This is a genomic window from Streptomyces sp. NPDC006365 (assembly GCF_042870755.1).
Lineage (GTDB): Bacteria > Actinomycetota > Actinomycetes > Streptomycetales > Streptomycetaceae > Streptomyces > Streptomyces xiangluensis.
Genome location: NZ_JBIAHS010000004.1, coordinates 199,365 through 225,291 on the forward strand (window position 1 = coordinate 199,365; position 25,927 = coordinate 225,291).

Sequence of the window (25,927 nt, forward strand, 5' to 3'; positions counted from 1 at the left end):
TCGGTGATCAGCGGTGGCCGCAGCCTTCCCTCAGCCGACCCACGAGCAAGATCAAGGTTTATGACCGGAGGTCGCGCCGGTACCAGGTGCCTGACTTGCCGCCGAGATCGGCCGGGGTGGCAGGGCCAACCGGGACGAACCCGGCCTTGGTCAAGACTTTCTGAGACGCGGCGTTGTCGTGGGAGGTGGCCGCCCGCAGTGTGCGCAGGCCGTGCATCGCTGTCGCCGTCCGGCACAGCTCCCGGACGGTCGTCGTCGCCACGCCGCGACCGGCGACCTGCTCCGCGACCCGGTAGCCGAGTCTGGCAGTGCCGTCCTCCAAGTCGTACAGGTTGAACCTGCCGAGTACCGAGCCGTCCTCGGCGACGATCACGTAGAAGGCGCAGCTGCCGGCCTCCTGCTCGGCCAGCAAGGCGTTGTACCGGTCGGTGAACTGGTCGAAGAAGTCGTCGCCGCGGTCGGGGATAGAGGCAGCGAAGTAGGTGCGGTTCGCCAGCTCGAAGGCCAGGACCGCCGGGGCGTGGCCGGCATGCAGCCGCTTCAGCTCGGGCATCGCCCGACTCTACCCAGATCGTGCGCTGAGGCCGCCTGAGTTTCCGCCAGTGGCAGACGGCCGGCGGAGCCGCTGGGCCACATCGTGCACGGGCGGACGACAAGCGTCGTGAACAGGCGTTGGATCTCTTGCAGGTGAGCGGGTTCAGCCCGTTCGGGCGGGGTGACGGGTGTGTTCGTTGGCGCGGACAACGGCGAGGAAGGCGTGAGCGAGCATGGCCAGGGTGACCCAGCGAGACCATGAGGTGAAGGGCGGAGTTGGTGCTCGTCGAGTCCGGCCAGGCCCTTTCCGGACCGGAAGGTCTCCTCCACCCGCCATCGTGCCCCGGCGAGGCGGACGAGCGTGGCCAGGGGCACCGGGGCTGGCGAGAAGCAGCGGTAGTAGGCGAGTTCACCGGTCGTGCGGTTGCGGTGGACAAGCAGCTGGTGGCTGCAGGGCCGCACTTCGGGTAGGTCGATGACGGCCCAGTCGTAGAAGTAGAAGCGGTGACCCTTGGCACGGGCCCCGGCCGACAGCTTCTGCCAGGCCCGCTTCGGGACCTTCGCGGCCAGGGCGTCGGGAGAACCTCGTCCTGCTGGCCACCCCGGAAGCCGTCCGGCCCGCCGTGCCCGGCGGACCGGACGTGATCCCTCTCCGCAGAACCCCCTGACCCAGTGCCTGGACGACCGATCTCTGGGTGGGCCGCCGACCTCACGGTCGGCGGCCCACCTCAACCGTTGCCAGGCTCATGCTCCCAGCTGCAATGCCTTCCTGAGGGCAGCGGTTCGGGCAAGTCGTACGTCTCGTGGTGCTTCACGCAGTGCCGGGTCCGGCATACGAAAACCGTCGTCCTCGAACCGGGGGACGACGTGAACGTGCACGTGATGAAGCACCTGACCTGGGATGTGGTTGTTCTGTGTCACCGTGCTTCCGACAGCCCCATAGGCGTCCTTCACCGCCGAGGTCATTCTGGCTGTGACCTCGAAGATCTCATGCAGGAGATCAGCTGGTACGTCATGCAGGTCGGTGACGTGTGACACAGGCAGAACAAGGGCGTGACCAGGGTTGTTCTGCCGCTGCTTGAGCGCAGGGACGACGAAGACGTTTTCCGAGCGGTAGGCGACCAAGTCCTCATCGATCTCGCCTTGCCCGATCCTGCAGAACGCGCAGTCACTCACTCTGGAGACCTCCGAAGTCGCCTCACGCGGGCCCTACCCAGTGCGCCGCAGGTAACTCCGCCGGAAGCACCGGCTGGTCCCCTGCCTGGTCTGAGTACGCGGGGCATCCGGATGAGTACCCGCGCCGATGCCCGCCCGTCCCGCCCACCGGCATGCTCGGGGTATGACGACGCCGCAGCACGGGCCGTATCCCCCGCCGGGACCGCAGCACGGGCCGTACTCCACACCGAACCACCCGGGCCGCCAACAGGGCCCGCCGTACTGCGGCTACGCCCCGTATCCGGTCCCCGGACCCGACGACTACGACCACCGGACCTCGACCGCCCCGCTGGTCGCCACGGTGCTGCTGGCGGTCTTCGGTCCCGCCGCACTCTTCCTCGGCGGCCTGTCCGTGATGGCCACCGACAGTTGCGGCACCGACTGCCCGACGGCTCTCACGACCTGGCTGTACCTGATCTACGGCACGATCCTCGTCGGCGGCGTGCTCTCGCTCACCGCGCTCGTCACCGCCTGGTCGCTGCCCCGCAAGGTCCGCTACTGGAACCTGCGCCGCTGGGCCGCCATCGCCACCGTCGCCCCGTCGGTGCTCGTGATCGTCCTGGTGTTCACGATCCCCTCACCATGACGGATCAGGCCTCCTCCGCCAGCAGTTCGGTCGCGTCCACGATCCGGCACGCGTACCCCTGCCCCGCCAGGAACCGCTGCCGATGCGCGACCGACATGCACGAAGCGTTCCTCAAACTCGCCTGCTGTCTCTGGCTACGACAAACTGGTGGCGAACCAGCCGATCGAGGTTCCCGAGTACTCAACGACGAGAGACACCATCAACAGGTGGATCAAGACCTGGGGGAAGGCCGGCTCGAAGCCCTGACCACCGATCTCCCACCCGAGCCCCTGCGCCGCCCAGCCGCGCTCCTGGCCCACCGCCTCACAGCCCAACTCCCGCCGCTGCCTCCGTACAGAGCCTCAGAACCACCCCTCTCTGTCAGGCACCCCCTCCGCAACTGCGACGGCTGCGACCGCGCCTTTCGCTCACTCGAACCGGGCGCACGCTGCCGCGACTGCCGCGAGCTCCGGCCATCCGCCCTCACGGCCATCTGACGAAACGCCGCAGGCTCACCCCTGCGGGTGAATACCACGGATCTCGGTGGAAATGCCGGCCACTCCGGCCGGGGCACCCTCTGAGGACACCATGAGCACCCAGGCCGATCACGGACATGAGTTGATCCCCGTCCCGAGTTGTCCGCCCGCCGTGCCCGTGCGAATGGCAACCTGGAGCACGACGATCCCGTCGTCGCACAGGAAGCCCTGCAGGAGCTGAGCGCCGTTCTGAACGAGGGCATCAAGTACGCGAGTCGTGTGCGTAGCGAGCGGGTCTACGTCGTCCAGATCACCCATCCGGGGTTCTGAGGCACGGTCTTTGGTCGACGGGCCTTTCCTTACAAGGAGCGCGTCGGCGGCGCACCGCCCGAGTAACCGCTTACGTCGCTGCAGGCGTCGTCGAAGTCAGCACGCCGATCTTGTCGATGCGGTGTTCGGGGTTGCCCTTGTCGTCGCGCCAGAAGTTTCCCGCCGCGTTGTCCTCGGGAGTCGCGCAGGTGGAGATGGTGATCATGGCCTCGGTGGGCCGGCGGCCCGGGTGGCCCGGGACGACGGCCCGTTGTTCGGCCAGGGAGCGCTCGGAGCGGAAGGACGTGCTTCTGGTGTCGGTGATCTCGTACTCGTAGACCGTCCTGCCCGCCGTGACGGTCACCGTGTCCCCCTCGTCGAGAGACGGAAGCTCACGCAGGGGTCCGCCGGCGGAGAGGCGATGGGCCGTGACGAGGTAGTTCCCGACGTCGCCGGGGCCTACGCCACCACGGCTGCCGTACGGGCTGGCGGCAACGCCCTCGTTCTGGATGCGTGTCCCCGGCCAGTCGTCGGTCGTCCCCTCGTACGGGACGACCCGGAGGTCCTTGAGGCCGATCTCCGGGATGGTGAGCGACGCGGTCTGGACCCGGGTGCCGGGCTTGGACGGAGTCGGCGTGGGAGAGGTGCTGTTCCGTGAGGGCTCGGTCGGGGTGGTCGTCGACTCGGTCGCCGTGGACGGCGGACTCGGGGCGCGCGCATCGGCGTCCGCATCCGCGCCGCCGGTGGAGCAGCCGACGAGCACGACGATGACAGCGCCCGAGAACGCGACGGAAAAAACTCGGGAACGGGACATGGCACTCGGGACCGGTAGCCGGAACTCAACACAGATGACAACGCCCAGAACGGACCGGGCGTTCCCCGTTCACGGCCCCCGCCGCAGAAGGCCGACGTGAAAAGCGTGAACACTCTCCGGGAGAGCGTTCACGTTTTTCGCAACTGCCTGCCCCCGCAGCGGGGTTCAGCACGAGGTCAGTTGAGAACCCCCGCACCCGTCGTCTTCAGCAGCCCCACCGGCAGGCTCTTCGCCGAGGTCTGGAGGCCCGCCGTCAGCGAGGGCTTCCAGTTCACCGTCGTCTTGATCTTCTTCGACGACGCGGCGTTGTACGAGGCGACGATATCGGTCGCCTTGCCGTTGACCAGGTTGCCGCTGCCCGCGACCGAACCCGTGCCGTCGCCGCTCAGCAACTTGGCGATCTTGCCGCCGGAGGGCACCGTCCAGGCGTTGTGCTCCGCGACGACCTGGGCCTTTGCGCGGGAGTCGAGGCTGTACTTGGGGGCGTAACCGTTGACGGTCGTCGTGTCGTAGAAGTTGTTGTAGAGGTGGATCTGGCCGATGCGGGCCAGTGGGGCGCGCTGGGTGATGCCCTGCCACACGTTGTGGTGGATGGTGACGCGCAGCTTGCCCTTGGTGTCGGAGTCGCTGCTGCCGATCAGCATCGTCTTGTCGTGGTTGGTGAACTTGTTCCGCTCCACGGTCACCAGGTCGGAGCCGTTGGTGATGTCGAGGGCGCCGTCGTGGATCTGGTACTTGCGGCCGAAGTACGTCTTCAGCGACTTGTCGAAGTTCGGCGCGTCCGTGAACGTGTTGTGGTCGGCCCAGACGTTCGTCGCGCCGCGCAGGGTCACCGAGTCGTAGTTCGAGTTCCACTCGCCCGACGAGCCGTCCGTCGGGTCCCACTGCGGGAAGCAGTCCTCGGTGGCGGAGAAGGTGAGATTGCGGATGATGACGTTCTTCACGTCCTGAACCTGGAGGCTGCCGCCCTTGATGCCGGCCTTCGTGCCGGGGACACCCACGATGGTGGTGTTGGCGGGCACCTTGAAGACCATGTTCTTCTTCTGCTTGGTCTCGGCGGCCTCGCGGGCCGTCTCCTGGGTGCCGGACGGCATCTTCTTGCCGTACGTCTTCGGGTCGTACGCCGTGAGGTAGGCGGCGAGCGAGTAACCCGTACCGGCCGCGTAGTCGGCGCAGCTCTTGCCGCCGTTCGCGTCGATCGTGCCCTTGACCTTGATGATCTTCGGCGTGGAGTCGGAACCGTTGCCGAGCGTCTTCGCCAGCTGGGCGCGGGTGCTGACGGTGTAGACATGTGCGGAGTCGGCCTTCGAGCCGCCCGTCGTACCGGAACCGCTCGCCGCCCAGCCGTCCTTGGCGGGCAGCGACTGACGGGCCAGCTCGACGGGGGTCGCGTTCGCGTTCATCACAAAGGAAACCGCGCCGAGCCCGGCGGCCGCCACGGCGGCGGCAGACACCAGCGCGGTGCGCCGCCTCCGAAGGGACCGGCGGTGGGAAGTGGATGCCACGGATGAGTCCTTACGGGGTTCAGGTGCACGCGATGTGGAACGTGCACGAGGTTCTTGGAGCCCCGCGCGAACGGGGCTCCTGACTCATCTGTGGTCACGGACGCAAGAAAGGTTGCCGTCAAGTGGCCGAGACAGGGCGTGAGTTGGCGTCATCGCCAGCCGAAGCCCCCTCCGGCGCCTCGCCCGCCGTCACCGTCGCGATCTTGTCCGCCCTACGCGATCTCGTGCTGCGCCATCCCGTACGACCTCAGCCGGATGATCGACAGAACCCCGAACAGCCCCCACTCCAAGGCCGATCCCCACCGAGGCGGAACTGAGCGACATCGCCACGGCAAGTACCCCGACGTTCGCGCCGAGGAAGGCGGCGACCAACCGGGGTGTCGGGGGCCGGTCGGAAAACCGCTCGCCCGTCAGCACGTACTCAGGGCACCATGCGCACATGCCCAACGCCGGACCGCCGACCTCAGCCGTACGCGTGCCCGCACCGATCGCCGAACTGGCCGGAGACCGGCCGCTGTTGCCCGTATGGCAGAACCAATTGGGCGGCCTGACCTTCCGGATAGGCGGCGACGACGGTCAGGGGCGGCTGTTCGCCAAGTGGGCGCCGACGGGCTCCGGCCTGGACCTGCCCGCCGAAGTGGAACGGCTCCGCTGGGCCGGGAACTTCACGCCCGTACCTCGCGTCCGAGAGTACGGAGCCAACGATGACGGAGCCTGGCTCGTCACGTACGAACTGCCCGGCGAAAGTGCCGTCACTCCCCGGTGGCAGGCGGATCCCGCCACGGCGGTACGAGCCTTGGGGGCGGGGCTGCGAGCCCTGCACGACCAACTTCCCGTGGGCGACTGCCCGTTCAGCTGGTCCGTCGAGCACCGTCTGGAACGCGCCCGGCTGTCAGGCCTCGACGTACCGTCTGACCTGCCCGAACCCCCGCCGGTCGACCTCCTCGTCATCTGCCACGGCGACCCCTGCGCCCCGAACACCCTGCTGCACGACGACGGTTCCTGGTCCGCCCACGTGGACATGGGCGCCCTGGGCCTCGCCGACCGCTGGGCCGACCTGGCCGTAGCCACCTGGAGCACCGAGTGGAACTACGGCCCGGGCTGGGACAACACCCTCCTCGACGCGTACGGCATCGCTCCCGACCCGGAGCGGACGGATTTCTACCGGCTTCTGTGGAGCGTCACGTGAGCTTGCGGCCGACGGGAACTACGGCGGCGGCGTGAACGGGAGAACGGGTCCAGAACACCGGGAGGGTTCTGGACCCGTGACAAGCGAGCCGTACGTCCGTCAGCTCGCCGAAGCGGACGCCGACGCCCCCGGCTGGGCCGGGTCGTCCGTGCCCGTGTTCGTCGCTTCCGGGTCCACGCCCACCGTGATGGTGCCGATGACGCCCTTGGCGATGTTGTCCTTCTTGTACTTCAGCTTGAGCAGACCGCCCGTCGTGCCGCTCTGGTCGTAGATCGTGTCCGCTTCGAGCGTCGTGCGCTCCGTCGTCGAAGTCGAGTACGGCTCGACCTCGGCGGATGCGAGCACGGACTCCTCGTCGAAGAAGAACTGGCCGGTGTGGCAGGTGTTGCCGCCCTCGTAACCGGCGTCGGTCCACTCGCCGTTGACGTGCACCTTGGTGTGGATGTGGACACAGCGACCCCGGTACCAGCCCGGGAAGATCGTCTTGAAGGTGACGAAGCCCTGCTTGTCCGTCCGCCAGGTGCCGCGCAGATAGCGCTCGTCGTCGGTGGGCTCCTCGTGGACCCCACCGCCGCCCTCCGGCGGGGAACCCGTCGGCGTACCGGACGGGACGCCGGAGGGGGTGCCGCTGGGCGGCGTACCGCCGCCACCGCCCCCGGTGGAGGCGTCCTCGTAACCGGAGTAGATGCCCAGCGCGTCGCAGTGCCAGATGTCGACGGCCGCGTTCCGGACCGGCTTGCAGCTCTCGGAGTCGATCACCTTGATGCGGAGGGTCATCGGGATGCCCTCCTTGTCCTCGGTGATGTCTCGGCGGATCTTGTCCGCGTCTATGTAGTACGGGCCCTCGGTGGTTTCGGAGGTGAGCTTGTAGCACTCCTCCACGGTGCTGCCGGCGGCCTTCGCGGTGGCACCCTTGCCCGTGCTGGTCGTCTGGCCCGCGTTCGCGGTCGCGGCGATACCGCCGCCGACGCCCACCGCGGCCACGGCCGCGCCGCCCGCCACGACGACCTTGCGTCGCGTCATGTTCCGTTTGTGCTGCGGCTGTTGAGTCCTGTGAGTCTCGGTCCCAGTCATGGGCAGGACGTTAGGGACGGTGCCTGTCAGCAACATCGGTACGGGCTGTGGGATTCCACGTGGCTCTCACAGGTTGCCCGTACACACGAAAGCGGCCCGGAACCGGCGTCGGTTCCGGGCCACAGACGGCCACTGGACAGGGCTACTTCGGCTGCGGCTTCCGTACCGAAAGGTGCAGCTCCCGCAGCCGCGCCTCCTCCAGCTCCGTGGGCGCGCCCATCATCAGGTCCTGGGCGTTGCCGTTGAGCGGGAAGGCGATCGTCTCGCGGATGTTGGGCTCGTCGGCCAGGAGCATCACGATCCGGTCGACGCCCGGCGCGATGCCGCCGTGCGGGGGCGCGCCGAAGCGGAACGCGCGGAGCATGCCGGCGAACTCGCGCTCGACGGTCTCCGCCTCGTAGCCCGCGATGCCGAAGGCCTTGAGCATGATGTCCGGCTCGTGGTTCCGGATCGCGCCGGAGGACAGCTCGACTCCGTTGCAGACGATGTCGTACTGCCAGGCCAGGATGTCGAGGGGGTCCTGCGTCTCCAGGGCCTCCATACCGCCCTGCGGCATCGAGAAGGGGTTGTGGGAGAAGTCGATCTTCCCCGTCTCCTCGTCCTTCTCGAACATCGGGAAGTCGACGACCCAGCAGAAGCGGAAGACGTCCTCCTCGAAGTGACCCGAGCGACGAGCGGCCTCGACCCGCACCGCACCCATGATCTTCGAGACCTCGTCGAACTCACCCGCACCGAAGAACACCGCGTGACCGGCAGCGAGAGACAGCCGCTTCGTCAGCTCCGCGACGTTCTCCTCCGTCAGGAACTTCGCGATCGGGCCGGTGAGCGAGCCGTCCTCAGCGACCCGCACCCACGCCAAGCCCTTCGCGCCCTGCGAGACGGCGTAGTCACCGAGCTGGTCGAAGAACTTTCGGGGCTGCGAGGACACGTCCGGCACCGGCAGCGCCCGTACGTGCTTGCCCGCGAAGGCCTTGAACTCCGAGCCCTCGAAGATGTCGGTGATGTCGGCCAGCTCCAGCTGGGCCCGCAGGTCCGGCTTGTCGGAGCCGTACTTCAGCATCGCCTCGCGGAACGGGATCCGCGGGAAGGGGGAGGTGACATGGCGGCCGTTCCCGAACTCCTCGAACAGCTCCGTCATCAGCTGCTCGATCGGCTGGAACACGTCTTCCTGCTCGACGAAGCTCATCTCCACATCGAGCTGGTAGAACTCGCCCGGCGAACGGTCGGCGCGCGCGTCCTCGTCGCGGAAGCAGGGCGCGATCTGGAAGTAGCGGTCGAAGCCGGAGATCATCAGCAACTGCTTGAACTGCTGCGGCGCCTGCGGAAGGGCGTAGAACCTGCCCGGGTGCAGACGGGACGGGACGACGAAGTCGCGGGCACCCTCGGGCGAGGTGGCGGTGAGGATCGGGGTCGCCAGCTCGTTGAAGCCGAGAGTCGTCATCTTGTTGCGGATCGCGGAGATGACCGCCGTACGCAGCATGATGTTGCGGTGCATGCGCTCGCGGCGCAGGTCCAGGAAGCGGTACTCCAGGCGCCGCTCCTCGTTCACACCATCCTCGGTGTTGATCGTGAAGGGCAGCGGGGCGGCGGCGCCGAGCAGCTCGACCTCGCTCACCTCGACCTCGACCTCGCCGGTCGGCAGGTCCGGGTTGATGTTCTCGGCGCCGCGCGAGACGACCTGGCCGTCGACGCGGACGGTCGACTCCTTGGAGAGCTTGTCCAGCGCCTCGTACGCGGCCGTGCCGGGGCGGGCGACCAGCTGCGTGATGCCGTAGTGATCGCGCAGATCGATGAAGAGGATGCCGCCCAGGTCGCGCCGATTGTGCAGCCAGCCGCTCAGCCGGACGTCGCTGCCGACGTCAGAGGCGCGGAGCTCGCCGCAGGTGTGGGACCTGTACCGATGCATCGTCGTTCATCCAGTCTTCGCGGATCGGGGTTTGTGTGTCACGGCCTATGCCACGGCCTGTGTTGTCACGGTCTGTGTTTCACGTGAAACACAGACCCAAGCGTACCGGGGAGCCAAAGCCCGCCTCCCCATCATTACGAGCGGGTCACGACCATCACGGGCCGGTCACGGTCCGGCCCTCCGAAGGGTGGCCTTTTCACCTTTGGTGGCTTCTCACGATCACCTCTTCCTACAGTGGCGCAATGCGCACTGGTGAGCCCCTGCCCGCCGTGGGGGACGTCCTGGCCGCCCTCGCGACCGGCCTGTGGCGTTGGGACAACGCGGCCGAACTGGTCACTCTGGACGCCGAGGCCGCACGGCTGCTCGGACTTCCCTCCGAGCCGATCACCCTGTCGGAGGCCGGCGCCCGCGCCCGCTTCCACCCGGTCGACTGGAACGAGGTCAAACCGGTCGTCCAACTCGCCGCCTCCGAGGGCACCATCGCCGAACTCCGGATGCGGGTCATGGACGGTCAGGGGCGCGTACTGCGTACGGTCCGCAGCCGCTCCAAGCCGTCGTACGACACTGAATCGCGCTCCTACCAGCTGGTCGGCACCCTTCAGGAGGTCTCGGAGCCACCGCCGGGCGCCGCCGCCCGCACGCCTGTCACCGGTGACTGGCGCCGCTCCCGCGAGGCGTTCCTGCTGGACGCCGGGCGCGCACTGGCAGAGGCCCGGTCCACGGCGGAGGTGCTGCGGGTCGCGGCAGGCCTGTCGATGCCCGGGTTCTCCCCGGACGGACTGGCCGTCTACGGCACTCAGGGCGACCGGCTGACGCTCATCGGCCACCACGGACACCAGTCCGACGACGAGGGGCCGTCCTCCGCGATGTCCGTGGACACGGACCATCCGGCCGCGGAGGTCGTACGCACCGGCCGTGCCGTCTATCTCTCCTCCCCGAAGGACTACCGGAAACGCTTCCCCGCCTGGTGGCCACTCGCCCAGGGTTTCGGCCGGCAGTCGTGGGCGTTTCTGCCGCTCGTCGTCGCGGGCCGCACGATCGGCGCGTGGATGGCGGCCTTCACCTACCGCGTCTCCTTCACCCCCGACGAACGCTCCGTCCTCACCACCGTGGCCCGCATGCTCGCGCAGGCTCTCTCACGCGCCGGTACCGCCGAGTCCGAGCGCGAGCTGACCGACGGCCTCCAACGCTCGATGCTGCCCAACCTTGGGCCGCAGATCCCGGGCATGACGGTTGCCGCGCGATACGTGCCCACCGGCGGCGGACTCCAGGTCGGCGGCGACTGGTACGACATGATCCCGCTCCCCGGGGGCACCTCCCCGGCGCAGCCCGGAGGAGGCAGATTCGCCCTCGTCATCGGCGACGTCCAGGGCCATGACGTACGCGCCGCGGGGCTGATGGGCCAGCTGCGGATCGCGCTCAGGGCGTACGCCTCCGAAGGGCACCGCCCGGACGCCGTGCTGTCGCGCGCCTCGCGGTTCCTGTATGGGATGACGTCCGACGAGGAGGCCGCCGACCTGCGCTTCGCGACCTGCCTGTACGTGGAGGTCGACCCTGCGACCGGCGTACTGGACATCGCCCGCGCCGGGCATCCGGACCCGGCGATACGGATGGCCGACGGGACTGTACTGACCCGGCCGACCGCGGGCGGACTGCCGCTCGGCATCGACCCGGACGCGGACTATCCGACGACACGGCTCGCCCTGGAACCCGGCGAGACCATGCTGATCTGCACGGACGGGCTCATCGAGACCGGCGGGCATGACCTCGACACGGGCTGGCTCAGGATCCGCAAGATCCTGGAGAGCCACGACGGCGAGCAGAGCGACCTGGAGGCGCTGGCCGACGCACTGGTCCAGGCCGTGCACGGACCCTCCTCGCACCACATGACCGGGCCGCTGGTGGACCGCCGCGAGGACGACATCGCGGTCCTGCTGCTGTGCCGGCAGGGGGAGGGCTGCGGCTGCGGCGAACCCCTGGCGGCAAGGACGTCCGTACGCCGCACCGTGCTGACCGTGGCACAGGCCGAGCCCGAGCGGGTCGCGGACGCCCGAAACCAGCTCCGGGAACTGCTGCACGACTGGGCGTCCGACGACCAGATCGACTCGGCGGTGCTCCTGGTCTCGGAGATGGTCACGAACGTACTCGTGCACACGGAGGCCGAAGCGCTGCTCGTCGCCGAGATGACGGGCGAGGCGGGCTCCCGCCGGATCCGGGTCGAGGTCACCGACCGGAGCGACGCCCTGCCGCACAAGCGTCAGCCCGGAGAACTGGCGTCCTCCGGGCGGGGCTTGATGCTCATGGAGCTGCTCTCGGACGCCTGGGGAGTGGACCCGCGGGGCGAGGGCAAGAGCATCTGGTTCGAGCTCTACGAACCGGACGGCACCGGCGATCTCGTCGAGACGATCACCGGTACGTGATCAGAGGTACTGGCCGTCGTCGGCGTCTGTCGCCGACACCGGCCGCACCTTGACCGCGACGACGTTGGAACAGTTGACCAGCGCGGCTCCACTGTCACCGGCGTCACCGCCGTTCAGCTCGAAGCGCAGGGTGTTCCCCTGCTCCAGCGCCGAGGTGGCGCTGTCCACCGCCGACTCCAACGACTCGTAGTCACGGCTCCTGACGGCCAACGGCTCCCCGGCGACGGGATGGAACACGAAGTGGAACTCCGGATTCTCCTGCGCCATGCCCGTCGTCCTTCCGTTCCGTACGGTCAGAGACCGCCCTCGGTCATCCCGTGCACGGCCGGAATCGTACCCAGTCGTCCCTTCTGGAAGTCGTCGAAGGCCTGCTGCAGTTCCTCTCGGGTGTTCATCACGAACGGCCCGTAGTGCGCCATAGGCTCACGGATCGGCTGCCCACCCAGGAGGACGACCTCCAGGTCAGGCGTGTGAGAGTCCTGCTTCTCGTCCGCACGGACGGTCAGCGAGGACCCGGCGCCGAAGACCGCGGTCTGCCCCAGGTGGATCGGGCGGCGCTCCGCACCCACGGCACCCTTGCCCGCCAGCACGTACGCCAGGCCGTTGAAGTCCTCACGCCAGGGCAGGGTGATCTCGGCGCCCGGCGCCAGCGTCGCGTGCACCATCGTGATCGGCGTGTGCGTGATACCGGGACCGTTGTGACCATCCAGCTCACCGGCGATGACGCGCAGCAGTGCACCGCCGTCGGGCGTGCTGAGGAGCTGCACCTGACCACCACGGATGTCCTGGTAGCGCGGGGCCATCATCTTGTCCCTGGCCGGGAGGTTCACCCACAGCTGGAGGCCGTGGAAGAGCCCACCGGACATGACGAGCGACTCCGGCGGCGCCTCGATGTGGAGCAGCCCCGAGCCCGCGGTCATCCACTGGGTGTCGCCGTTGGTGATGGTGCCGCCACCACCGTTGGAGTCCTGGTGGTCGAAGATCCCGTCGATGATGTACGTGACGGTCTCGAATCCGCGGTGGGGGTGCCAGGGGGTGCCCTTCGGCTCCCCGGGCGCGTAATCCACCTCACCCATCTGGTCCATCATGATGAACGGGTCGAGGTACTTGTAGTTGATGCCGGCGAAGGCGCGGCGGACCGGGAAGCCCTCGCCTTCGAAGCCGCTCGGCGCATCGGTCACCGCCAGCACCGGGCGGGCCACGGCCTCGGCCGACGCCACCACACGGGGCAGGGTCAGCGGGTTCTCGACGGTCACTGCAGGCATGTCGGTACCTCCTTGTGCTCCGAGTTTAGTTGATTGTTGAACTTCCTGCTACCCGGAACAGAGAACGCCCGGAGGGAATTCCCTCCGGGCGTCGCGCGGTGTCGGGCACGTCAGCCGTACATTCGGCGCATCGCGAAGTCGACCATCTGCTCGACCGCCTTCGCGTCGAAGACCATGCGGTGCTCGCCCTCCATGTCGAGGACGAAGCCGTAGCCGGTGGGGAGCAGGTCGATCACCTCGGCACCGGTGATCACGAAGTACTTGGACTCCTTGCCGGCGTACCGGCGCAGCTCCTTGAGCGAGGTGAACATGGGGATCACGGGCTGCTGCGTGTTGTGCAGCGCGAGGAAGCCGGGGTTGTCACCGCGCGGGCAGTAGACCTTGGACGTGGCGAAGACCTGCTGAAAGTCCTCGGCAGAGATCGCCCCCGTGGTGAACGCGCGCACCGCGTCCGCGAGCGAGGGCGGCGACGGCTCCGGGTACAGAGGTCCGCTCTGCGGCCCATACCCTCCGGGCTGGGGCGGCGGCTGAGGCTGCGCATACTGCTGCTGGCCGGGGCCCGCGGTCTGGTCGTAGCCGTACATGGGGGCCAGAGTAGCCGTTGCCTCCGGCAGTTGGGCGGGGGCGCCTTCCGGGAGGGTGGGTTCGATTCGTTGGCGAGTGCGGGTTCATCGTGGCTTGCCGCGCCCGCAGCGGAGCCGCTTGTGTCACAGCCGCGTGCCCCCGAAAAACCTGCGGCTCCACTCACGCTCGGGCCACCATGGACCCGCGCTTGTTCACCGGCGGAACCCCACCATCCACCCCCACCCGAGAACCGGACCAACCCCCACAAACCCGCCCCGTCCGAACCCGGAGGGTTAACTCACACTTGAGCCGCTAGGGGTTGATTCTTATTACCCACGGGTAGCATCATCGTGGCTACTTGCTGGTACACGAACCTAGGTCCGAGGAATCACAACCTCACCCGATCCCTTAACGGAGCCGTCGCCATGGGGCACTACAAGTCGAATCTCCGCGACATCGAGTTCAACCTCTTCGAGGTGCTCGGGCGCGACAAGCTGTACGGCAGCGGCCCGTTCGCGGAGATGGACACCGAGACCGCCAAGAGCATCCTCGAAGAACTGACCCGACTTTCGGAGAACGAGCTGGCGGAGTCCTTCGCGGACGCGGACCGCAACCCGCCGGTCTTCGACCCGGAGACCAACACCGCGCCCGTACCCGCCAGCTTCAAGAAGAGCTACAAGGCCTTCATGGACTCCGAGTACTGGCGGCTCGGCCTGCCCGAGGAGCTCGGCGGCACGACCGCCCCGCCGTCCCTGATCTGGTCGTACGCGGAGCTGATCCTGGGCTCGAACCCGGCGGTCTGGATGTACTCCTCCGGCCCGGCGTTCGCCCGCATCCTCTTCGACGAGGGCACCGAGGCCCAGAAGAAGATCGCCCAGATAGCCGTGGACAGGACCTGGGGATCGACCATGGTGCTCACCGAGCCCGACGCGGGCTCGGACGTGGGCGCCGGGCGCACCAAGGCGGTTCAGCAGGAGGACGGATCCTGGCACATCGAGGGCGTGAAGCGGTTCATCACGTCCGGTGAGCACGACATGGAGGAGAACATCCTTCACTACGTGCTGGCCCGTCCCGAGGGCGCCGGTCCCGGCACCAAGGGCCTCTCCCTCTTCCTCGTACCGAAGTACCTCTTCGACTTCGAGACCGGCGAGCTGGGCGAGCGCAACGGCGTGTACGCGACGAACGTCGAGCACAAGATGGGCCTCAAGGCCTCCAACACGTGCGAGATGACGTTCGGCGACCGCCACCCCGCCAAGGGCTGGCTGATCGGTGACAAGCACGACGGCATCCGCCAGATGTTCCGGATCATCGAGTTCGCCCGGATGATGGTCGGCACGAAGGCGATCTCCACGCTGTCGACGGGTTACCTGAACGCCCTTGAGTACGCCAAGGAGCGCGTCCAGGGCCCGGACCTCGCGAACTTCATGGACAAGACCGCCCCCAAGGTCACCATCACGCACCACCCGGACGTCCGCCGCTCGCTGATGACGCAGAAGGCGTACGCGGAGGGCATGCGCGCCCTCGTCATGTACACCGCTTCGATCCAGGACGAGATCCTCGTCAGGGAAGCCGCGGGCGAGGACACCGCCGCCCTCGAGGCCCTGAACGACCTGCTTCTGCCGATCGTGAAGGGTTACGGCTCCGAGAAGGCGTACGAGCAGCTGTCGCAGTCGCTGCAGACGTTCGGCGGCTCCGGCTATCTGCAGGAGTACCCGGTCGAGCAGTACATCCGGGACGCCAAGATCGACACCCTCTATGAGGGCACCACCGCGATCCAGGGCCAGGACTTCTTCTTCCGGAAGATCGTCCGCAACCAGGGCGCGGCACTGAACTCGCTCGCCGAGGACATCAAGAAGTTCCTGGCAATCGGTACGGGCGGCGAGGAGCTGTCGGCGGCCCGCGAGCAGCTCGCCAAGGCGGCCGTCGATCTGGAGGCCATCGTCGGCCTGATGCTCACGGACCTCGCGGCGACCGAGCAGGACGTCAAGAACATCTACAAGGTCGGGCTCAACACCACCCGCCTGCTGATGGCCTCCGGTGACGTGGTCGTCGGCTACCTGCTGCTGAAGGGTGCCGCCGTCGCCGCCGAGAAGCTGGAGACGGCACCCGCCAAGGACAGGGCCTTCTACACGGGCAAGATCGCCGCGGCCAAGTTCTTCGCGGCGAACGTCCTGCCGGGCGTCACCGGTGCGCGCAAGCTCGCCGAGGGCACCGACCTGGAGCTGATGGAGCTCGACGAAGCGGCCTTCTAGGAACGCTTCCGTACGCTTCAGCACATACGAGGCGGCCTTTCCAGGAGAGCGTCTACGTACATACCGGAGCCCTACCGGAAAGTCACCTTCCGGGTCGGCAGCCCCCTCCACATCCCCCTTACGAGGGCCCGTTCCCCATCGCCGGGAACGGGCCCTCGTACGTCGTTAAGGTGAACCCATGCGCACACCCCCACGCTTTGATCGCGGCCATACCGACGACCTCATGTCCTTCCTGACGGCAAGCCCGTCCCCGTATCACGCGGTGGCGAACGCGGCCGAGCGGCTGGAGAAGGCCGGCTTCAGGCAGGTCGCCGAGACGGACGCGTGGGAGGGGGCACACGGCGGGAAGTACGTGGTGCGCGGGGGCGCGATCGTGGCCTGGTACGTGCCCGAGGGCGCCGAGCCGCACACGCCGTTCCGGATCGTCGGGGCCCACACCGACTCCCCCAATCTGCGCGTGAAGCCGCGGCCGGACAGCGGAGCGCACGGCTGGCGCCAGGTCGCGGTCGAGATCTACGGCGGCCCGCTGCTCAACTCCTGGCTGGACCGCGACCTGGGCCTCGCCGGCCGGCTCTCACTGCGCGACGGCACGAGCCACCTCGTGAACATCGACCGCGCCCTGCTGAGAGTTCCCCAACTCGCCATCCACCTGGACCGTTCGGTCACCTCAGAGGGTCTCAAGCTCGACAAGCAGCGGCATCTCCAGCCGATCTGGGGCCTCGGCAACGACGTACGCGACGGCGACCTGATCCGTTTCCTGGAGCGGGAATCCGGGGTGGCCGAGGGCGAGGTCACCGGCTGGGACCTGATGACGCACTCCATCGAGCCGCCGTCGTACCTGGGCCGGGACAAGGAGCTGGTCGCCGGCCCGCGCATGGACAACCTCCTGTCCGTGCACGCGGGTACGGCCGCGCTGACGGCCGTCGCGACCGGTGACGCTGCCCTCCTGTCCATCCCGGTGCTCGCGGCGTTCGACCACGAGGAGAACGGCTCGCAGTCGGACACGGGGGCGGACGGTCCGCTGCTCGGGAGTGTGCTGGAGCGTTCGGTGTTCGCGCGCGGCGGTACGTACGAGGACAGGGCGCGCGCCTTCGCCGGCACGGTCTGCCTGTCCTCCGACACGGGCCACGCGGTCCACCCGAACTACGCCGAGCGCCACGACCCGACGCACCACCCGCGCGCGGGCGGGGGCCCCATCCTCAAGGTCAACGTCAACAACCGCTACGCCACGGACGGTTCGGGCCGCGCGGTCTTCGCCGCCGCCTGCGAGAAGGCCGGCGTCCCCTTCCAGTCCTTCGTCTCCAACAACTCGATGCCCTGCGGCACGACCATCGGCCCCATCACCGCCGCCCGCCACGGCATCAAGACGGTCGACATCGGCGTGGCCATCCTCTCCATGCACAGCGCCCGCGAACTATGCGCCACGGAGGACCCGTTCCTGCTGGGGAACGCGTTGGTGGCGTTCCTGGAGGGATAGTTCTCCAAGCTTCTGCAGGAAGTAAGTGCTCGCCTCCGCATGGCCGGTCCGGCGGAGGGTACCCGGCCCGGGTCCGCAACAGCCGTTGAAAACGGACAGCACAGGGAGGCCGGACTCATGGGTCTTGGTGGTTGCATCATTCTGATCGCGGTGGGGGCCATCCTCACGTTCGCGACCGACTGGGACATGCAGGGAGTCAACCTCGACCTGGTCGGAATCATCCTGATCATCGTCGGCCTGATCGGCGTCGCGACGTTCAGCAGCGTCGCGAGGCGCAGGCGCGTGGTGGTGCCGCCCACAACTCCGGTAATCGACGATGAACGGCACCACAGCCGCCGGGATGGATACAGCGACGGTTACGGCATCTGATCGTCATCCTCTGCCGGTGAACGTGGCGGGCGGGGTCGCTGGTCGCCGGCGAGCTGACTCAGGTCGCCAGAGGCGCGACCAGCGACCCACAACGCGCACCCGACAACGAACGCACCCGCCAGGCCGCCGGAGGCACCTTCACAGGACCCGGTCCTTCAGTGCCGGGAACTGGTCCCTCGTCACGCCCACCTTCCCCGGATCGAATTCCACCGTGAGCACCTCCTCGTCCGGGCCCGCCTCGGCCAGTACCTCGCCCCAGGGATCCACCACGATCGAGTGACCGGCCTGCGGAACCCCCGCATGCGTACCGGCCGTTCCACACGCCAGGACGTACGACTGGTTTTCCACCGCGCGGGCCTGGGCCAGGAGCGTCCAGTGGGAGCGACGGCGTTCGGGCCAGCCGGCGGGGATGACGAGAGTTTCGGCGCCGGCGTCGACGAGGCGGCGGAAGAGTTCGGGGAAGCGAAGGTCGTAGCAGGTCGCGAGGCCGAGCGTGGTCGACGGCAGCCGTACGGTGACGACATCCGTGCCCGCGCTCATCAGCACCGCCTCACCCTTGTCGAAGCCGAAGCGGTGGATCTTGCGGTACGAGGCGGCCAGTTCGCCGGAGGGGGAGAAGACGAGTGAGGTGTTGTAGAGGAGCCCGTCGCCCGCGGCGGAGCCGCTGCCGGACACAGTCCGCTCGGGGATGGAGCCCGCGTGCAGCCATACGCCCGCGTCGCTCGCCGCTTTGGCCATCGCGTCGTACGTAGGCCCCTGAAGCGGCTCGGCCTGAGTGCCGAACGACTCGTAGGCGAACGCCCCCGTTGTCCACAGTTCGGGCAGCACGACCAGATCGGCACCGGCCTGCTCGCGGACGAGGGCGGCCACACGCTCTCGGCGCGCGCCGATCGATTCGCCCCCTTCGTCGTCGTATACACCGATCTGGATGAGGGAGGCGCGCACACTACCACCGTCCTGGCATTCGAACTGCGAAACGGGCCTACGATCGTCACACGAAAGCACTGCCGGGGTGCCTTGGAGCAGCGTAACTTAGCGGTCCAAGACACCCATGCCCGCGCACGAACCGCCCGAGGGGTCCCGTGAGTCTCCATCCCAGCCTTCAGACCTATGCCGACGCCTGGACCCACTCCGTGGAAGCGATATCCGAGCTGGTGCAGCCGCTCGTGGAGGGTGAGTGGAACCGGCGGACACCCTGCCCAGGCTGGTCCGTCCGGGACATCGTCTCGCATGTGATCGGTCTGGACTGCGAGATGCTCGGCGACCCCCGCCCGATCCACACGCTGCCGCGCGATCTGTACCACGTGTCGAACGAGCACCAGCGGTACATGGAGATGCAGGTCGACGTACGCCGTCACCACACGGCACCGGAGATGACGTCCGAGCTGGAGTACACGATCATCCGCCGCAACCGGCAGCTGCGCAACGAGTCGCGCGAACCACACGCCAAGGTGCGCGGTCCGCTGGGCTCGGAGATCACCCTCGAACAGTCCATGCGGTACCGCGCGTTCGACGTCTGGGTGCACGAGCAGGACCTGCGCACCGCGCTCGGCCGGCCGGGCAATCTGGACTCGCCGGGTGCGTACATCGTGCGCGACGAGCTGCTCGCCGTACTGCCGAAGGTAGTCGCCAAGGAAGCGGGCGCGCCCGCGAACTCCGCGGTCGTCTTCGATGTGAACGGACCGGTCGACTTCCTGCGCACGGTCCGCGTCGACGCCGAGGGCCACGGGACGATAGACGGCGCGCCGTCGCTCGGTCCGGCGGTCACCCTCACGCTCGACTGGGAGACGTACTTCCGGCTGGCCTGCGGCCGCGTCACCGTCGACTCGGTGGCCGACCGCATCAAGACGGAGGGCGATCCGGAGCTGGCGGCGGCGATCCTGCGGCACTTCGTGGTCACGCAGTAGCGCACCACCGGCGAGGGCCGCGGGTGCGCCGGACGCCCGCGCGGGGATCGGGCCCCGGCGGGCGCGGAATATTCGCCTCGCGGCCCGCCGTGCGGAGGCCCGTCATCGTACGGTCGTGGCCCGCCGTGGGAGGCCCGCCGTCGTACGGTCACGGTCAGCGGCCGGGGCCCAGCGGTCCTCGGTGATGTGGTCGCAGAGCCACCTCGGCTGTGAAGGGCAGTTACGGACAACCCTCCCGCGTCACGCGGGAACGTGCACCGTCTCCACCCGGCTCGCGACCAGCCGTTCGCGCTCACGGCGGGCCGCCTGGCGGCGCAGCCTCAGGATCTGGCCGAGGCCGAGCGCCTGGAGCACGAACACCGCGGAGAAGGCGACGCCGTAGTCGTCACCGGTGGCGTCCAGCAGCGCACCGATCGCGAACAGCGTCGTCATCGAGGCGACGAAACCACCCATGTTGGTGATTCCGGAGGCCGTGCCCTGACGCTCGGGCGGGTTCGCCGGCCGTGCGAAGTCGAAGCCGATCATCGAGGCGGGGCCGCAGGCGCCCAGCACCGTGCAGAGCACGATCAGCAGCCACATCGGCGCGTGGTCGGCGGGGTACGCGAGCGTGGCGGCCCAGACGGCCGCCGTCGACAGCACCGTGCCGAGCGCCAGCGGAAGCCGCGCCGCGTGGTGCCGGGCGACGATCTGCCCGTACACCAGGCCGATGACCATGTTGGAGAGCACGACCAGCGTCAGCAACTCGCCGGCCGTCGCCCGCGAGAGGCCCTGTGCCTCGACGAGGAACGGCAGGCCCCACAGCAGCAGGAACACCATCGCCGGGAACTGGGTCGTGAAGTGCACCCACAGCCCGAGCCGCGTTCCGGGCTCCCGCCAGGACGCGACGATCTGCCGGCGCACATACGCGCCGCCCCGGTGCGGGAACGGCTCCGGCTCGTGCCCCTCGGGATGGTCCTTGAGGAACAGCAGCATCAGCACGAGGACGAGGACGCCCGCGAGCGAGCTGCCCGCGAAGGCGGCGGTCCAGCCGACGCCGTGCAGCAGCCGGGCCAGGACGAGCGTCGAGACGAGGTTGCCCGCCATGCCCACCAGGCCCGCCAGCTGAGCGACCATCGGGCCGCGCCGGGCCGGGAACCAGCGCGCCCCGAGCCGCAGCACGCTGATGAACGTCATCGCGTCACCGCAGCCGAGCAGCGCGCGCGACGCCAGGGCCATCCCGTACGAGGGCGAGAAGGCGAAGCTCAACTGACCCGCCGTGAACAGCAGTACGCCGATGGTCAGCACCTTCTTGGTGCCGAGCCGGTCCACCAGCAGGCCGACGGGTATCTGCATGCCCGCGTAGACGAGGAGCTGGAGGATGGAGAAGGTGGACAGGGCGGAGGCGCCCACGTCGAAGCGGTTGGCCGCGTCAAGTCCGGCCACCCCCAGGGATGTCCGGAAGATGACCGCGACGAAGTAGACGGAGACGCCGACGGACCAGACGAGAACGGCGCGACGACCGCCGGGCGGGTCGCCGGGGAGGGCCGCGGGCGTGGAGCGTGCCCGAGTGGTCATCGGACATCACCCCGCGCGAGGCTGGAGAACCAGCTGACGTGCCGGTGGACCAGGTCGACGGCCGCCTCCGCGTCGCCGGAGCGCAGCGCATCAAGGATCTCGCGGTGTTCGGTGAGCGTCTTGGTGATGCGGTCGGGGTGGGCGTGCATCACGGCGACGCCCATGCGCAACTGCCGGTCGCGGAGCTGGTCGTAGAGCCGCGAGAGGATTTCGTTCCCTCCGCTGCGGACGATCTCGGCATGGAAGCAGCGGTCGGTGACGGCGGCTGCCGCCAGGTCGCCCGCCTCGGCCTGTTCCCGCTGCTTGTCCAGGAGTTCGGTGAGGCGCTCGATGAGCGCGGGCGAGGCCGGCACCGCCTTGCGGATCGCGTGCTCCTCGACGAGCTGCCGGGTCTCCACGACGTCAGCGATCTCCTGCGCGGAGACGGACAGGACCAGTGCGCCCTTCTTCGGGTAGAGCCTGATCAGCCCCTCGACCTCGAGCTTCAGCAGCGCCTCGCGAACGGGGGTGCGTGACACCCCGACCGCCTCGGCCAGCTCGCCCTCGGTGAGCAGCGTCCCGCCCTCGTACCGGCGCTCCAGGACTCCCTGCTTGACGTGGGCGTAGACGCGCTCGGCGGCGGGAGGCTGCTTGGCGAGTTGCTGTTTGGCTGGTCCGGACGCGGTCTTGCTCGAAGTCGGGGAGGGCGCTGCACGCATGCGCACAGCATAGATACAACACGTACGCATCGTCGCGGGTCGTCCAAGATGCGGACGCACGGCGTTAAAGGCACCCCGCCTCGCAGACGCCACAACCTCCTGTGCTACTTACGTGTCATACGTGTCGCAGGAGCAGGCGGCTCGCTCGAGTCGCCGCCAAGTGGCCGCCCCTCAAGGGCGTTTGGGGCATACGACGTAATCGGGGTACTTGACTTGAAAACCGGCATTAAGGGCGTACGGGTCCGCAGAGCTGCCGCCGTGATCATCACCGCCGGAGCCATGTTCGCGACCGGAGCCCTCACCGCGGCGCCCGCAACGGCCCTCACCGTGCCCACGATCGCCGCCAAGGGCGGCTACGTGATGAACAACGGCACCGGCAGGACGCTTTACACGAAGGCCGCGGACACCCGCCGCTCCACCGGCTCAACCACGAAGATCATGACCGCGAAGGTCGTGCTGTCGCAGCCGAATCTCAACCTGAACGCCAAGGTCACGATCCAGAAGGCGTACAGCGACTACATCGTCCAGAACAACTGGGCCTCGAACGCCAAGCTGATCGTCGGCGACAAGGTCACGGTCCGTCAGCTGCTGTACGGGCTGATGCTGCCGTCCGGCTGCGACGCCGCGTACGCGCTCGCCGACAAGTTCGGCTCCGGCTCGACGCGGGCCGCCCGCGTGAAGTCGTTCATCGGCAAGATGAACAAGCAGGCCAGGGACCTCGGCCTGGCGAACACTCACTTCGACTCGTTCGACGGCATCGGCAGGGGCGCGAACTACTCCACGCCGCGCGATCTCACGAAGATGGCCAGCAGTGCGATGAAGAACTCCACGTTCCGCTCGATCGTCAAGACGAAGAAGTACACGGCGAAGACGACCACGAGGACCGGCGGCACCCGCACGATGGCGCCGTGGACGAACACGAACCCCCTCCTCGGCACCTACACCGGCGCCATCGGCGTCAAGACCGGCTCCGGCCCGGAGGCCAAGTACTGTCTGGTCTTCGCCGCCACCCGCAACGGGAAGACGGTCATCGGCACGGTGCTCGCGTCGACTTCGTCGACGAACCGCGCAACGGACGCGAAGAAGCTGATGGATTACGCCTTCAGGCGATAGGTCGCTCTGGGAGGCCGACGCAAGTGCGTCGGCTCCAGAGGTACGACGGAGAGGGCCCGCCAGCGCCTACACGGCTGCGGCGGGCCCTCTCCGAACCCCGGCGCCGGCCGGCGGCTCCGGGGCCACCCGCGAACCCCTGATCGCGTCCCGCGAAGGCTGACGACAGGGAGGCAAAGGGGGCGCCGCAATCCGAACCTGCGGCGCCCCCTTCATCGTCGGACCCATCCGGCCGACGGCCTCACGCCCAGGTGATCAGCCGCTTCGGCTGCTCCAGGATCGCCGCCACATCCGCCAGCACCTTGGAGCCCAGCTCGCCGTCCACCAGCCGGTGGTCGAAGCTCAGCGCCAGTGTCGTGACCTGGCGCGGCTTCACCTTGCCCTTGTGGACCCACGGCTGGAGCTTGATGTTGCCGACGGCGAGGATCGCGGACTCCCCGGGAGGGAGGATCGGTGTGCCGGTGTCGACGCCGAAGACGCCTACGTTGGTGATCGTGACCGTGCCGCCCTGCATGGCTGCGGGTGACGTCTTGCCCTCACGGGCCGTTGACACCAACTCGCCGAGTGCGGCGGCCAGTTCGGGCAGGGTCTTGGTGTGGGCGTCCTTGATGTTCGGGACGATCAGGCCGCGGGGAGTGGCCGCCGCGATGCCGAGGTTCACGTAGTGCTTGACCACGATCTCCTGGTTCGCCTCGTCCCAGGACGCGTTCACCTCAGGATGCCGCTTGATCGCCACAAGGAGGGCCTTGGCGATGAGCAGCAGGGGGTTCACGCGCAGGCCCGCGAGGTCCTTGTCCTGCTTGAGCTCCTCGATGAGCTTCATCGTGCGGGTCACGTCGACCGTCACGAACTCCGTGACATGCGGTGCCGTGAACGCCGAGTCGATCATCGCGGTCGCCGTCGCCTTGCGGACGCCCTTGATGGGGATACGGGTCTCACGGGCGCCCTCGTGCGACACCGCCGCCGGTGCCGGCGCCGGTGATGGAGCGGCTACGGGAGACTGCACCGGCTCGGGAGCCGGAGGCGCCGACGCCGCGTGCACGTCCTCGCGCGTGATGATCCCGTCCGGCCCCGACGGAGTGACCGTGGCCAGGTCCACTCCCAGGTCCTTGGCCAGCTTGCGCACCGGCGGCTTCGCCAGCGGGCGGCCCCCCACTGCAGTCGCACTGCCGACCGCAGGCGGACCGCTCACCGGAGAGGGACGGTCCACCGGCGAGGTGTGCCCGTTCAGCTCGCCCTGGACCGCGGCCGCCGCCTCGGGCTGCTGGGCCTGGACTCGGGCCTGGGCCTGCTGAACCGGAACTCCCTTACGGGGACGACGCTTCGTCGACGCCTCGGACACGCCGTACCCGACCAGGACCGGCTTGCGCCCCTCGGGCTTCGGCGCCTCCGGTGCGGGCGGAGTCGGAGCCGGAGTCTCGGACTCCGCGACCGAAGCGGCACCACCGGCCTCACCGGCCCCGGAATCCCCACCGGCCTCGTCGACCGTGATGATCGCCGTGCCCACGTCGACCGTCGCCCCTTCGGGGAACCGAAGCTCCCGCACCACCCCGTTGTACGGAATCGGCAGCTCGACGGCCGCCTTCGCCGTCTCGACCTCGCAGACCACCTGCCCGTCCGTGACGGAGTCACCAGGCTGCACATACCACTTGAGGATCTCGGCCTCGGTGAGTCCCTCGCCCACGTCGGGCATCTTGAACTCCCGCACGGACGCTTCCGTCATCGTCGTCACGACCCTCTCCTCAGTACGCAAGCGAGCGGTCGACGGCATCGAGCACCCGGTCCAGGCCCGGCAGGTACTCGTCCTCCAGGCGCGCCGGCGGATACGGGGCGTGATAGCCGCCGACCCTCAGAACGGGTGCCTCCAGGTGGTAGAAGCACCGCTCCGTGATGCGGGCGGCGATCTCCGCACCGGAGCCGAAGAACACCGGGGCCTCGTGAACCACGACCAGGCGGCCGGTCTTCTCGACCGAGGCCTGGACGGTGTCGAAGTCGATCGGCGAGACCGAGCGCAGGTCCAGGACCTCCAGCGACTTGCCCTCCTCCTCGGCGGCGTTCGCGACCTCCTGGCAGACCTTCACCATCGGGCCGTACGCGGCAAGCGTCAGGTCGCCTCCCTCGCGCACGACACGGGCCTTGTGCAGCGGCCCGGGGATCGCCTCGGCGTCGACCTCGGACTTGTCCCAGTAGCGCCGCTTGGGCTCGAAGAAGATCACCGGGTCGTCGCTGTGGATGGCCTGCTGCATCATCCAGTAGGCGTCGCTCGCGTTGGACGGCGAGACCACCTTCAGGCCCGCCACATGCGCGAACAGCGCTTCCGGGGACTCGGAGTGGTGCTCTACGGCGCCGATTCCGCCGCCGTACGGAATGCGGATGACGACCGGCATCTTGATCTTGCCGAGCGCTCGCGCGTGCATCTTCGCCAGCTGCGTGACGATCTGGTCGTACGCGGGGAACACGAAGCCGTCGAACTGGATCTCCACCACCGGGCGATAGCCTCGCAGTGCGAGGCCGATCGCCGTGCCGACGATGCCCGACTCGGCGAGCGGGGTGTCGATGACCCGGTCCTCGCCGAAGTCCTTCTGCAGACCGTCGGTGACCCGGAAGACACCGCCCAGCTTGCCGACGTCCTCGCCCATGATCAGGACCTTGGGGTCGGCGTCGAGGGCCGTACGCAGCGATTCGTTGATCGCCTTGGCCAGCGCCATCTTTTCTGCGGCCATC

At 68.4% G+C, this 25,927-nt stretch carries 23 protein-coding genes and 2 pseudogenes; 10 read left to right on the forward strand and 15 right to left on the reverse strand.

What is annotated here, in order from left to right; all coding sequences use genetic code 11:
• Positions 1-58: 58 nt before the first annotated feature.
• The 3 genes and pseudogenes from ACFYO0_RS14005 to ACFYO0_RS14015 form a co-directional block, all read right to left on the reverse strand.
• The gene (locus tag ACFYO0_RS14005) at positions 59-553 is read right to left on the reverse strand and encodes a GNAT family N-acetyltransferase (protein ID WP_388674615.1); all 495 of its coding nucleotides are present in this window, start codon (positions 551-553) and stop codon (positions 59-61) included.
• Positions 554-645: 92 nt separating this feature from the next.
• Positions 646-1,128 (reverse strand): annotated as a pseudogene (locus ACFYO0_RS14010) (IS701 family transposase); the annotation flags it as partial.
• Between the two features lie 150 nt (positions 1,129-1,278).
• Positions 1,279-1,710, reverse strand: a complete 432-nt coding sequence (locus ACFYO0_RS14015) for an HIT family protein (RefSeq protein WP_388674617.1) — start codon at positions 1,708-1,710, stop codon at positions 1,279-1,281.
• A 163-nt stretch (positions 1,711-1,873) separates the two neighbouring features.
• On the opposite strand from ACFYO0_RS14015, the gene ACFYO0_RS14020 reads away from it, so the two are divergent.
• The 3 genes and pseudogenes from ACFYO0_RS14020 to ACFYO0_RS14030 all read left to right on the forward strand — a co-directional run bounded on the left by ACFYO0_RS14020 (position 1,874) and on the right by ACFYO0_RS14030 (position 3,120).
• Positions 1,874-2,335 (forward strand): hypothetical protein, encoded by a 462-nt coding sequence (locus ACFYO0_RS14020; RefSeq protein ID WP_388674619.1) that lies wholly within the window; start codon positions 1,874-1,876, stop codon positions 2,333-2,335.
• 239 nt (positions 2,336-2,574) lie between these two features.
• A pseudogene (locus tag ACFYO0_RS14025) lies at positions 2,575-2,811 on the forward strand (helix-turn-helix domain-containing protein); the annotation flags it as partial.
• 138 nt (positions 2,812-2,949) lie between these two features.
• A complete protein-coding gene (locus tag ACFYO0_RS14030) occupies positions 2,950-3,120 on the forward strand; it encodes a hypothetical protein (protein ID WP_388674621.1) in 171 nt (56 codons plus the stop codon).
• A gap of 70 nt (positions 3,121-3,190) precedes the next feature.
• Here the strand turns inward: ACFYO0_RS14030 and ACFYO0_RS14035 are convergent, their stop codons facing one another.
• The gene (locus ACFYO0_RS14035; protein ID WP_388674623.1) at positions 3,191-3,913 is read right to left on the reverse strand and encodes a class E sortase; all 723 of its coding nucleotides are present in this window, start codon (positions 3,911-3,913) and stop codon (positions 3,191-3,193) included.
• Positions 3,914-4,089: 176 nt separating this feature from the next.
• A complete protein-coding gene (locus ACFYO0_RS14040; protein ID WP_388674625.1) occupies positions 4,090-5,418 on the reverse strand; it encodes a polysaccharide lyase family 1 protein in 1,329 nt (442 codons plus the stop codon).
• 439 nt (positions 5,419-5,857) lie between these two features.
• Here ACFYO0_RS14040 and ACFYO0_RS14045 point away from each other — a divergent pair, with 439 nt between their 5' ends.
• A complete protein-coding gene (locus tag ACFYO0_RS14045; RefSeq protein WP_388674627.1) occupies positions 5,858-6,607 on the forward strand; it encodes an aminoglycoside 3'-phosphotransferase in 750 nt (249 codons plus the stop codon).
• A 99-nt stretch (positions 6,608-6,706) separates the two neighbouring features.
• Here ACFYO0_RS14045 and ACFYO0_RS14050 read toward each other — a convergent pair whose 3' ends face one another.
• Complete coding sequence (locus tag ACFYO0_RS14050) at positions 6,707-7,630, reverse strand: intradiol ring-cleavage dioxygenase (RefSeq protein WP_388674628.1); 924 nt, start codon at positions 7,628-7,630, stop codon at positions 6,707-6,709.
• A 193-nt stretch (positions 7,631-7,823) separates the two neighbouring features.
• The gene (gene aspS, locus ACFYO0_RS14055) at positions 7,824-9,587 is read right to left on the reverse strand and encodes an aspartate--tRNA ligase (protein WP_386339867.1); all 1,764 of its coding nucleotides are present in this window, start codon (positions 9,585-9,587) and stop codon (positions 7,824-7,826) included.
• A 242-nt stretch (positions 9,588-9,829) separates the two neighbouring features.
• On the opposite strand from aspS, the gene ACFYO0_RS14060 reads away from it, so the two are divergent.
• On the forward strand, positions 9,830-12,007 hold the full coding sequence (locus ACFYO0_RS14060; RefSeq protein ID WP_388674630.1) for a SpoIIE family protein phosphatase: 2,178 nt from the start codon (positions 9,830-9,832) through the stop codon (positions 12,005-12,007).
• Here ACFYO0_RS14060 and ACFYO0_RS14065 read toward each other — a convergent pair whose 3' ends face one another.
• The 3 genes from ACFYO0_RS14065 to ACFYO0_RS14075 form a co-directional block, all read right to left on the reverse strand.
• Entirely contained in the window at positions 12,008-12,274 is a 267-nt protein-coding gene (locus tag ACFYO0_RS14065; RefSeq protein ID WP_388674632.1) for a hypothetical protein, read from the reverse strand.
• Positions 12,275-12,300: 26 nt separating this feature from the next.
• Complete coding sequence (locus tag ACFYO0_RS14070; protein ID WP_388674634.1) at positions 12,301-13,272, reverse strand: pirin family protein; 972 nt, start codon at positions 13,270-13,272, stop codon at positions 12,301-12,303.
• Positions 13,273-13,382: 110 nt separating this feature from the next.
• On the reverse strand, positions 13,383-13,856 hold the full coding sequence (locus tag ACFYO0_RS14075) for an SseB family protein (protein ID WP_165338906.1): 474 nt from the start codon (positions 13,854-13,856) through the stop codon (positions 13,383-13,385).
• A 405-nt stretch (positions 13,857-14,261) separates the two neighbouring features.
• Between ACFYO0_RS14075 and ACFYO0_RS14080 the strand changes: the two genes are divergently transcribed.
• The 3 genes from ACFYO0_RS14080 (at position 14,262) to ACFYO0_RS14090 (ending at position 17,934) form a co-directional block, all read left to right on the forward strand.
• Complete coding sequence (locus ACFYO0_RS14080) at positions 14,262-16,088, forward strand: acyl-CoA dehydrogenase (RefSeq protein WP_388674636.1); 1,827 nt, start codon at positions 14,262-14,264, stop codon at positions 16,086-16,088.
• 178 nt (positions 16,089-16,266) lie between these two features.
• Positions 16,267-17,565 (forward strand): M18 family aminopeptidase, encoded by a 1,299-nt coding sequence (locus ACFYO0_RS14085; RefSeq protein WP_388674638.1) that lies wholly within the window; start codon positions 16,267-16,269, stop codon positions 17,563-17,565.
• A gap of 117 nt (positions 17,566-17,682) precedes the next feature.
• Complete coding sequence (locus tag ACFYO0_RS14090; RefSeq protein ID WP_388674640.1) at positions 17,683-17,934, forward strand: DUF6458 family protein; 252 nt, start codon at positions 17,683-17,685, stop codon at positions 17,932-17,934.
• A gap of 138 nt (positions 17,935-18,072) precedes the next feature.
• Here ACFYO0_RS14090 and ACFYO0_RS14095 read toward each other — a convergent pair whose 3' ends face one another.
• Positions 18,073-18,879: a carbon-nitrogen family hydrolase gene (locus ACFYO0_RS14095; RefSeq protein ID WP_388674642.1), complete on the reverse strand. Its 807-nt coding sequence runs from the start codon at positions 18,877-18,879 to the stop codon at positions 18,073-18,075.
• 137 nt (positions 18,880-19,016) lie between these two features.
• On the opposite strand from ACFYO0_RS14095, the gene ACFYO0_RS14100 reads away from it, so the two are divergent.
• Complete coding sequence (locus ACFYO0_RS14100) at positions 19,017-19,841, forward strand: maleylpyruvate isomerase family mycothiol-dependent enzyme (protein WP_388674644.1); 825 nt, start codon at positions 19,017-19,019, stop codon at positions 19,839-19,841.
• 240 nt (positions 19,842-20,081) lie between these two features.
• Here ACFYO0_RS14100 and ACFYO0_RS14105 read toward each other — a convergent pair whose 3' ends face one another.
• Both ACFYO0_RS14105 and ACFYO0_RS14110 read right to left on the reverse strand, forming a co-directional pair.
• Positions 20,082-21,395, reverse strand: coding sequence for a nitrate/nitrite transporter (locus tag ACFYO0_RS14105; protein ID WP_388674646.1), 1,314 nt, complete (start codon positions 21,393-21,395; stop codon positions 20,082-20,084).
• The gene (locus ACFYO0_RS14110; RefSeq protein WP_388674648.1) at positions 21,392-22,093 is read right to left on the reverse strand and encodes a GntR family transcriptional regulator; all 702 of its coding nucleotides are present in this window, start codon (positions 22,091-22,093) and stop codon (positions 21,392-21,394) included. The genes ACFYO0_RS14105 and ACFYO0_RS14110 overlap by 4 nt, the downstream gene beginning before the upstream one ends.
• A gap of 213 nt (positions 22,094-22,306) precedes the next feature.
• Here ACFYO0_RS14110 and ACFYO0_RS14115 point away from each other — a divergent pair, with 213 nt between their 5' ends.
• The gene (locus ACFYO0_RS14115) at positions 22,307-23,206 is read left to right on the forward strand and encodes a D-alanyl-D-alanine carboxypeptidase family protein (RefSeq protein WP_388674650.1); all 900 of its coding nucleotides are present in this window, start codon (positions 22,307-22,309) and stop codon (positions 23,204-23,206) included.
• 238 nt (positions 23,207-23,444) lie between these two features.
• Here ACFYO0_RS14115 and ACFYO0_RS14120 read toward each other — a convergent pair whose 3' ends face one another.
• Together ACFYO0_RS14120 and ACFYO0_RS14125 are read right to left on the reverse strand one after the other, a co-directional pair.
• The gene (locus tag ACFYO0_RS14120) at positions 23,445-24,935 is read right to left on the reverse strand and encodes a dihydrolipoamide acetyltransferase family protein (RefSeq protein WP_388674652.1); all 1,491 of its coding nucleotides are present in this window, start codon (positions 24,933-24,935) and stop codon (positions 23,445-23,447) included.
• A gap of 10 nt (positions 24,936-24,945) precedes the next feature.
• On the reverse strand, positions 24,946-25,926 hold the full coding sequence (locus ACFYO0_RS14125; protein ID WP_388674654.1) for an alpha-ketoacid dehydrogenase subunit beta: 981 nt from the start codon (positions 25,924-25,926) through the stop codon (positions 24,946-24,948).
• Position 25,927 lies beyond the last annotated feature (1 nt).

Excerpts from the sequence above, each read along its gene's own strand:
- ACFYO0_RS14005 (WP_388674615.1), bottom strand. The coding sequence starts at position 553 with ATGCCCGAGCTGAAGCGGCTGCATGCCGGCCACGCCCCGGCGGTCCTG.
- ACFYO0_RS14020 (WP_388674619.1), top strand. The coding sequence starts at position 1,874 with ATGACGACGCCGCAGCACGGGCCGTATCCCCCGCCGGGACCGCAGCAC.
- ACFYO0_RS14035 (WP_388674623.1), bottom strand. The coding sequence starts at position 3,913 with ATGTCCCGTTCCCGAGTTTTTTCCGTCGCGTTCTCGGGCGCTGTCATC.
- ACFYO0_RS14045 (WP_388674627.1), top strand. The coding sequence starts at position 5,858 with ATGCCCAACGCCGGACCGCCGACCTCAGCCGTACGCGTGCCCGCACCG.
- ACFYO0_RS14050 (WP_388674628.1), bottom strand. The coding sequence starts at position 7,630 with ATGACGCGACGCAAGGTCGTCGTGGCGGGCGGCGCGGCCGTGGCCGCG.
- aspS (WP_386339867.1), bottom strand. The coding sequence starts at position 9,587 with ATGCATCGGTACAGGTCCCACACCTGCGGCGAGCTCCGCGCCTCTGAC.
- ACFYO0_RS14060 (WP_388674630.1), top strand. The coding sequence starts at position 9,830 with ATGCGCACTGGTGAGCCCCTGCCCGCCGTGGGGGACGTCCTGGCCGCC.
- ACFYO0_RS14065 (WP_388674632.1), bottom strand. The coding sequence starts at position 12,274 with ATGGCGCAGGAGAATCCGGAGTTCCACTTCGTGTTCCATCCCGTCGCC.
- ACFYO0_RS14070 (WP_388674634.1), bottom strand. The coding sequence starts at position 13,272 with ATGCCTGCAGTGACCGTCGAGAACCCGCTGACCCTGCCCCGTGTGGTG.
- ACFYO0_RS14075 (WP_165338906.1), bottom strand. The coding sequence starts at position 13,856 with ATGTACGGCTACGACCAGACCGCGGGCCCCGGCCAGCAGCAGTATGCG.
- ACFYO0_RS14080 (WP_388674636.1), top strand. The coding sequence starts at position 14,262 with ATGGGGCACTACAAGTCGAATCTCCGCGACATCGAGTTCAACCTCTTC.
- ACFYO0_RS14085 (WP_388674638.1), top strand. The coding sequence starts at position 16,267 with ATGCGCACACCCCCACGCTTTGATCGCGGCCATACCGACGACCTCATG.
- ACFYO0_RS14090 (WP_388674640.1), top strand. The coding sequence starts at position 17,683 with ATGGGTCTTGGTGGTTGCATCATTCTGATCGCGGTGGGGGCCATCCTC.
- ACFYO0_RS14105 (WP_388674646.1), bottom strand. The coding sequence starts at position 21,395 with ATGACCACTCGGGCACGCTCCACGCCCGCGGCCCTCCCCGGCGACCCG.
- ACFYO0_RS14110 (WP_388674648.1), bottom strand. The coding sequence starts at position 22,093 with ATGCGTGCAGCGCCCTCCCCGACTTCGAGCAAGACCGCGTCCGGACCA.
- ACFYO0_RS14125 (WP_388674654.1), bottom strand. The coding sequence starts at position 25,926 with ATGGCCGCAGAAAAGATGGCGCTGGCCAAGGCGATCAACGAATCGCTG.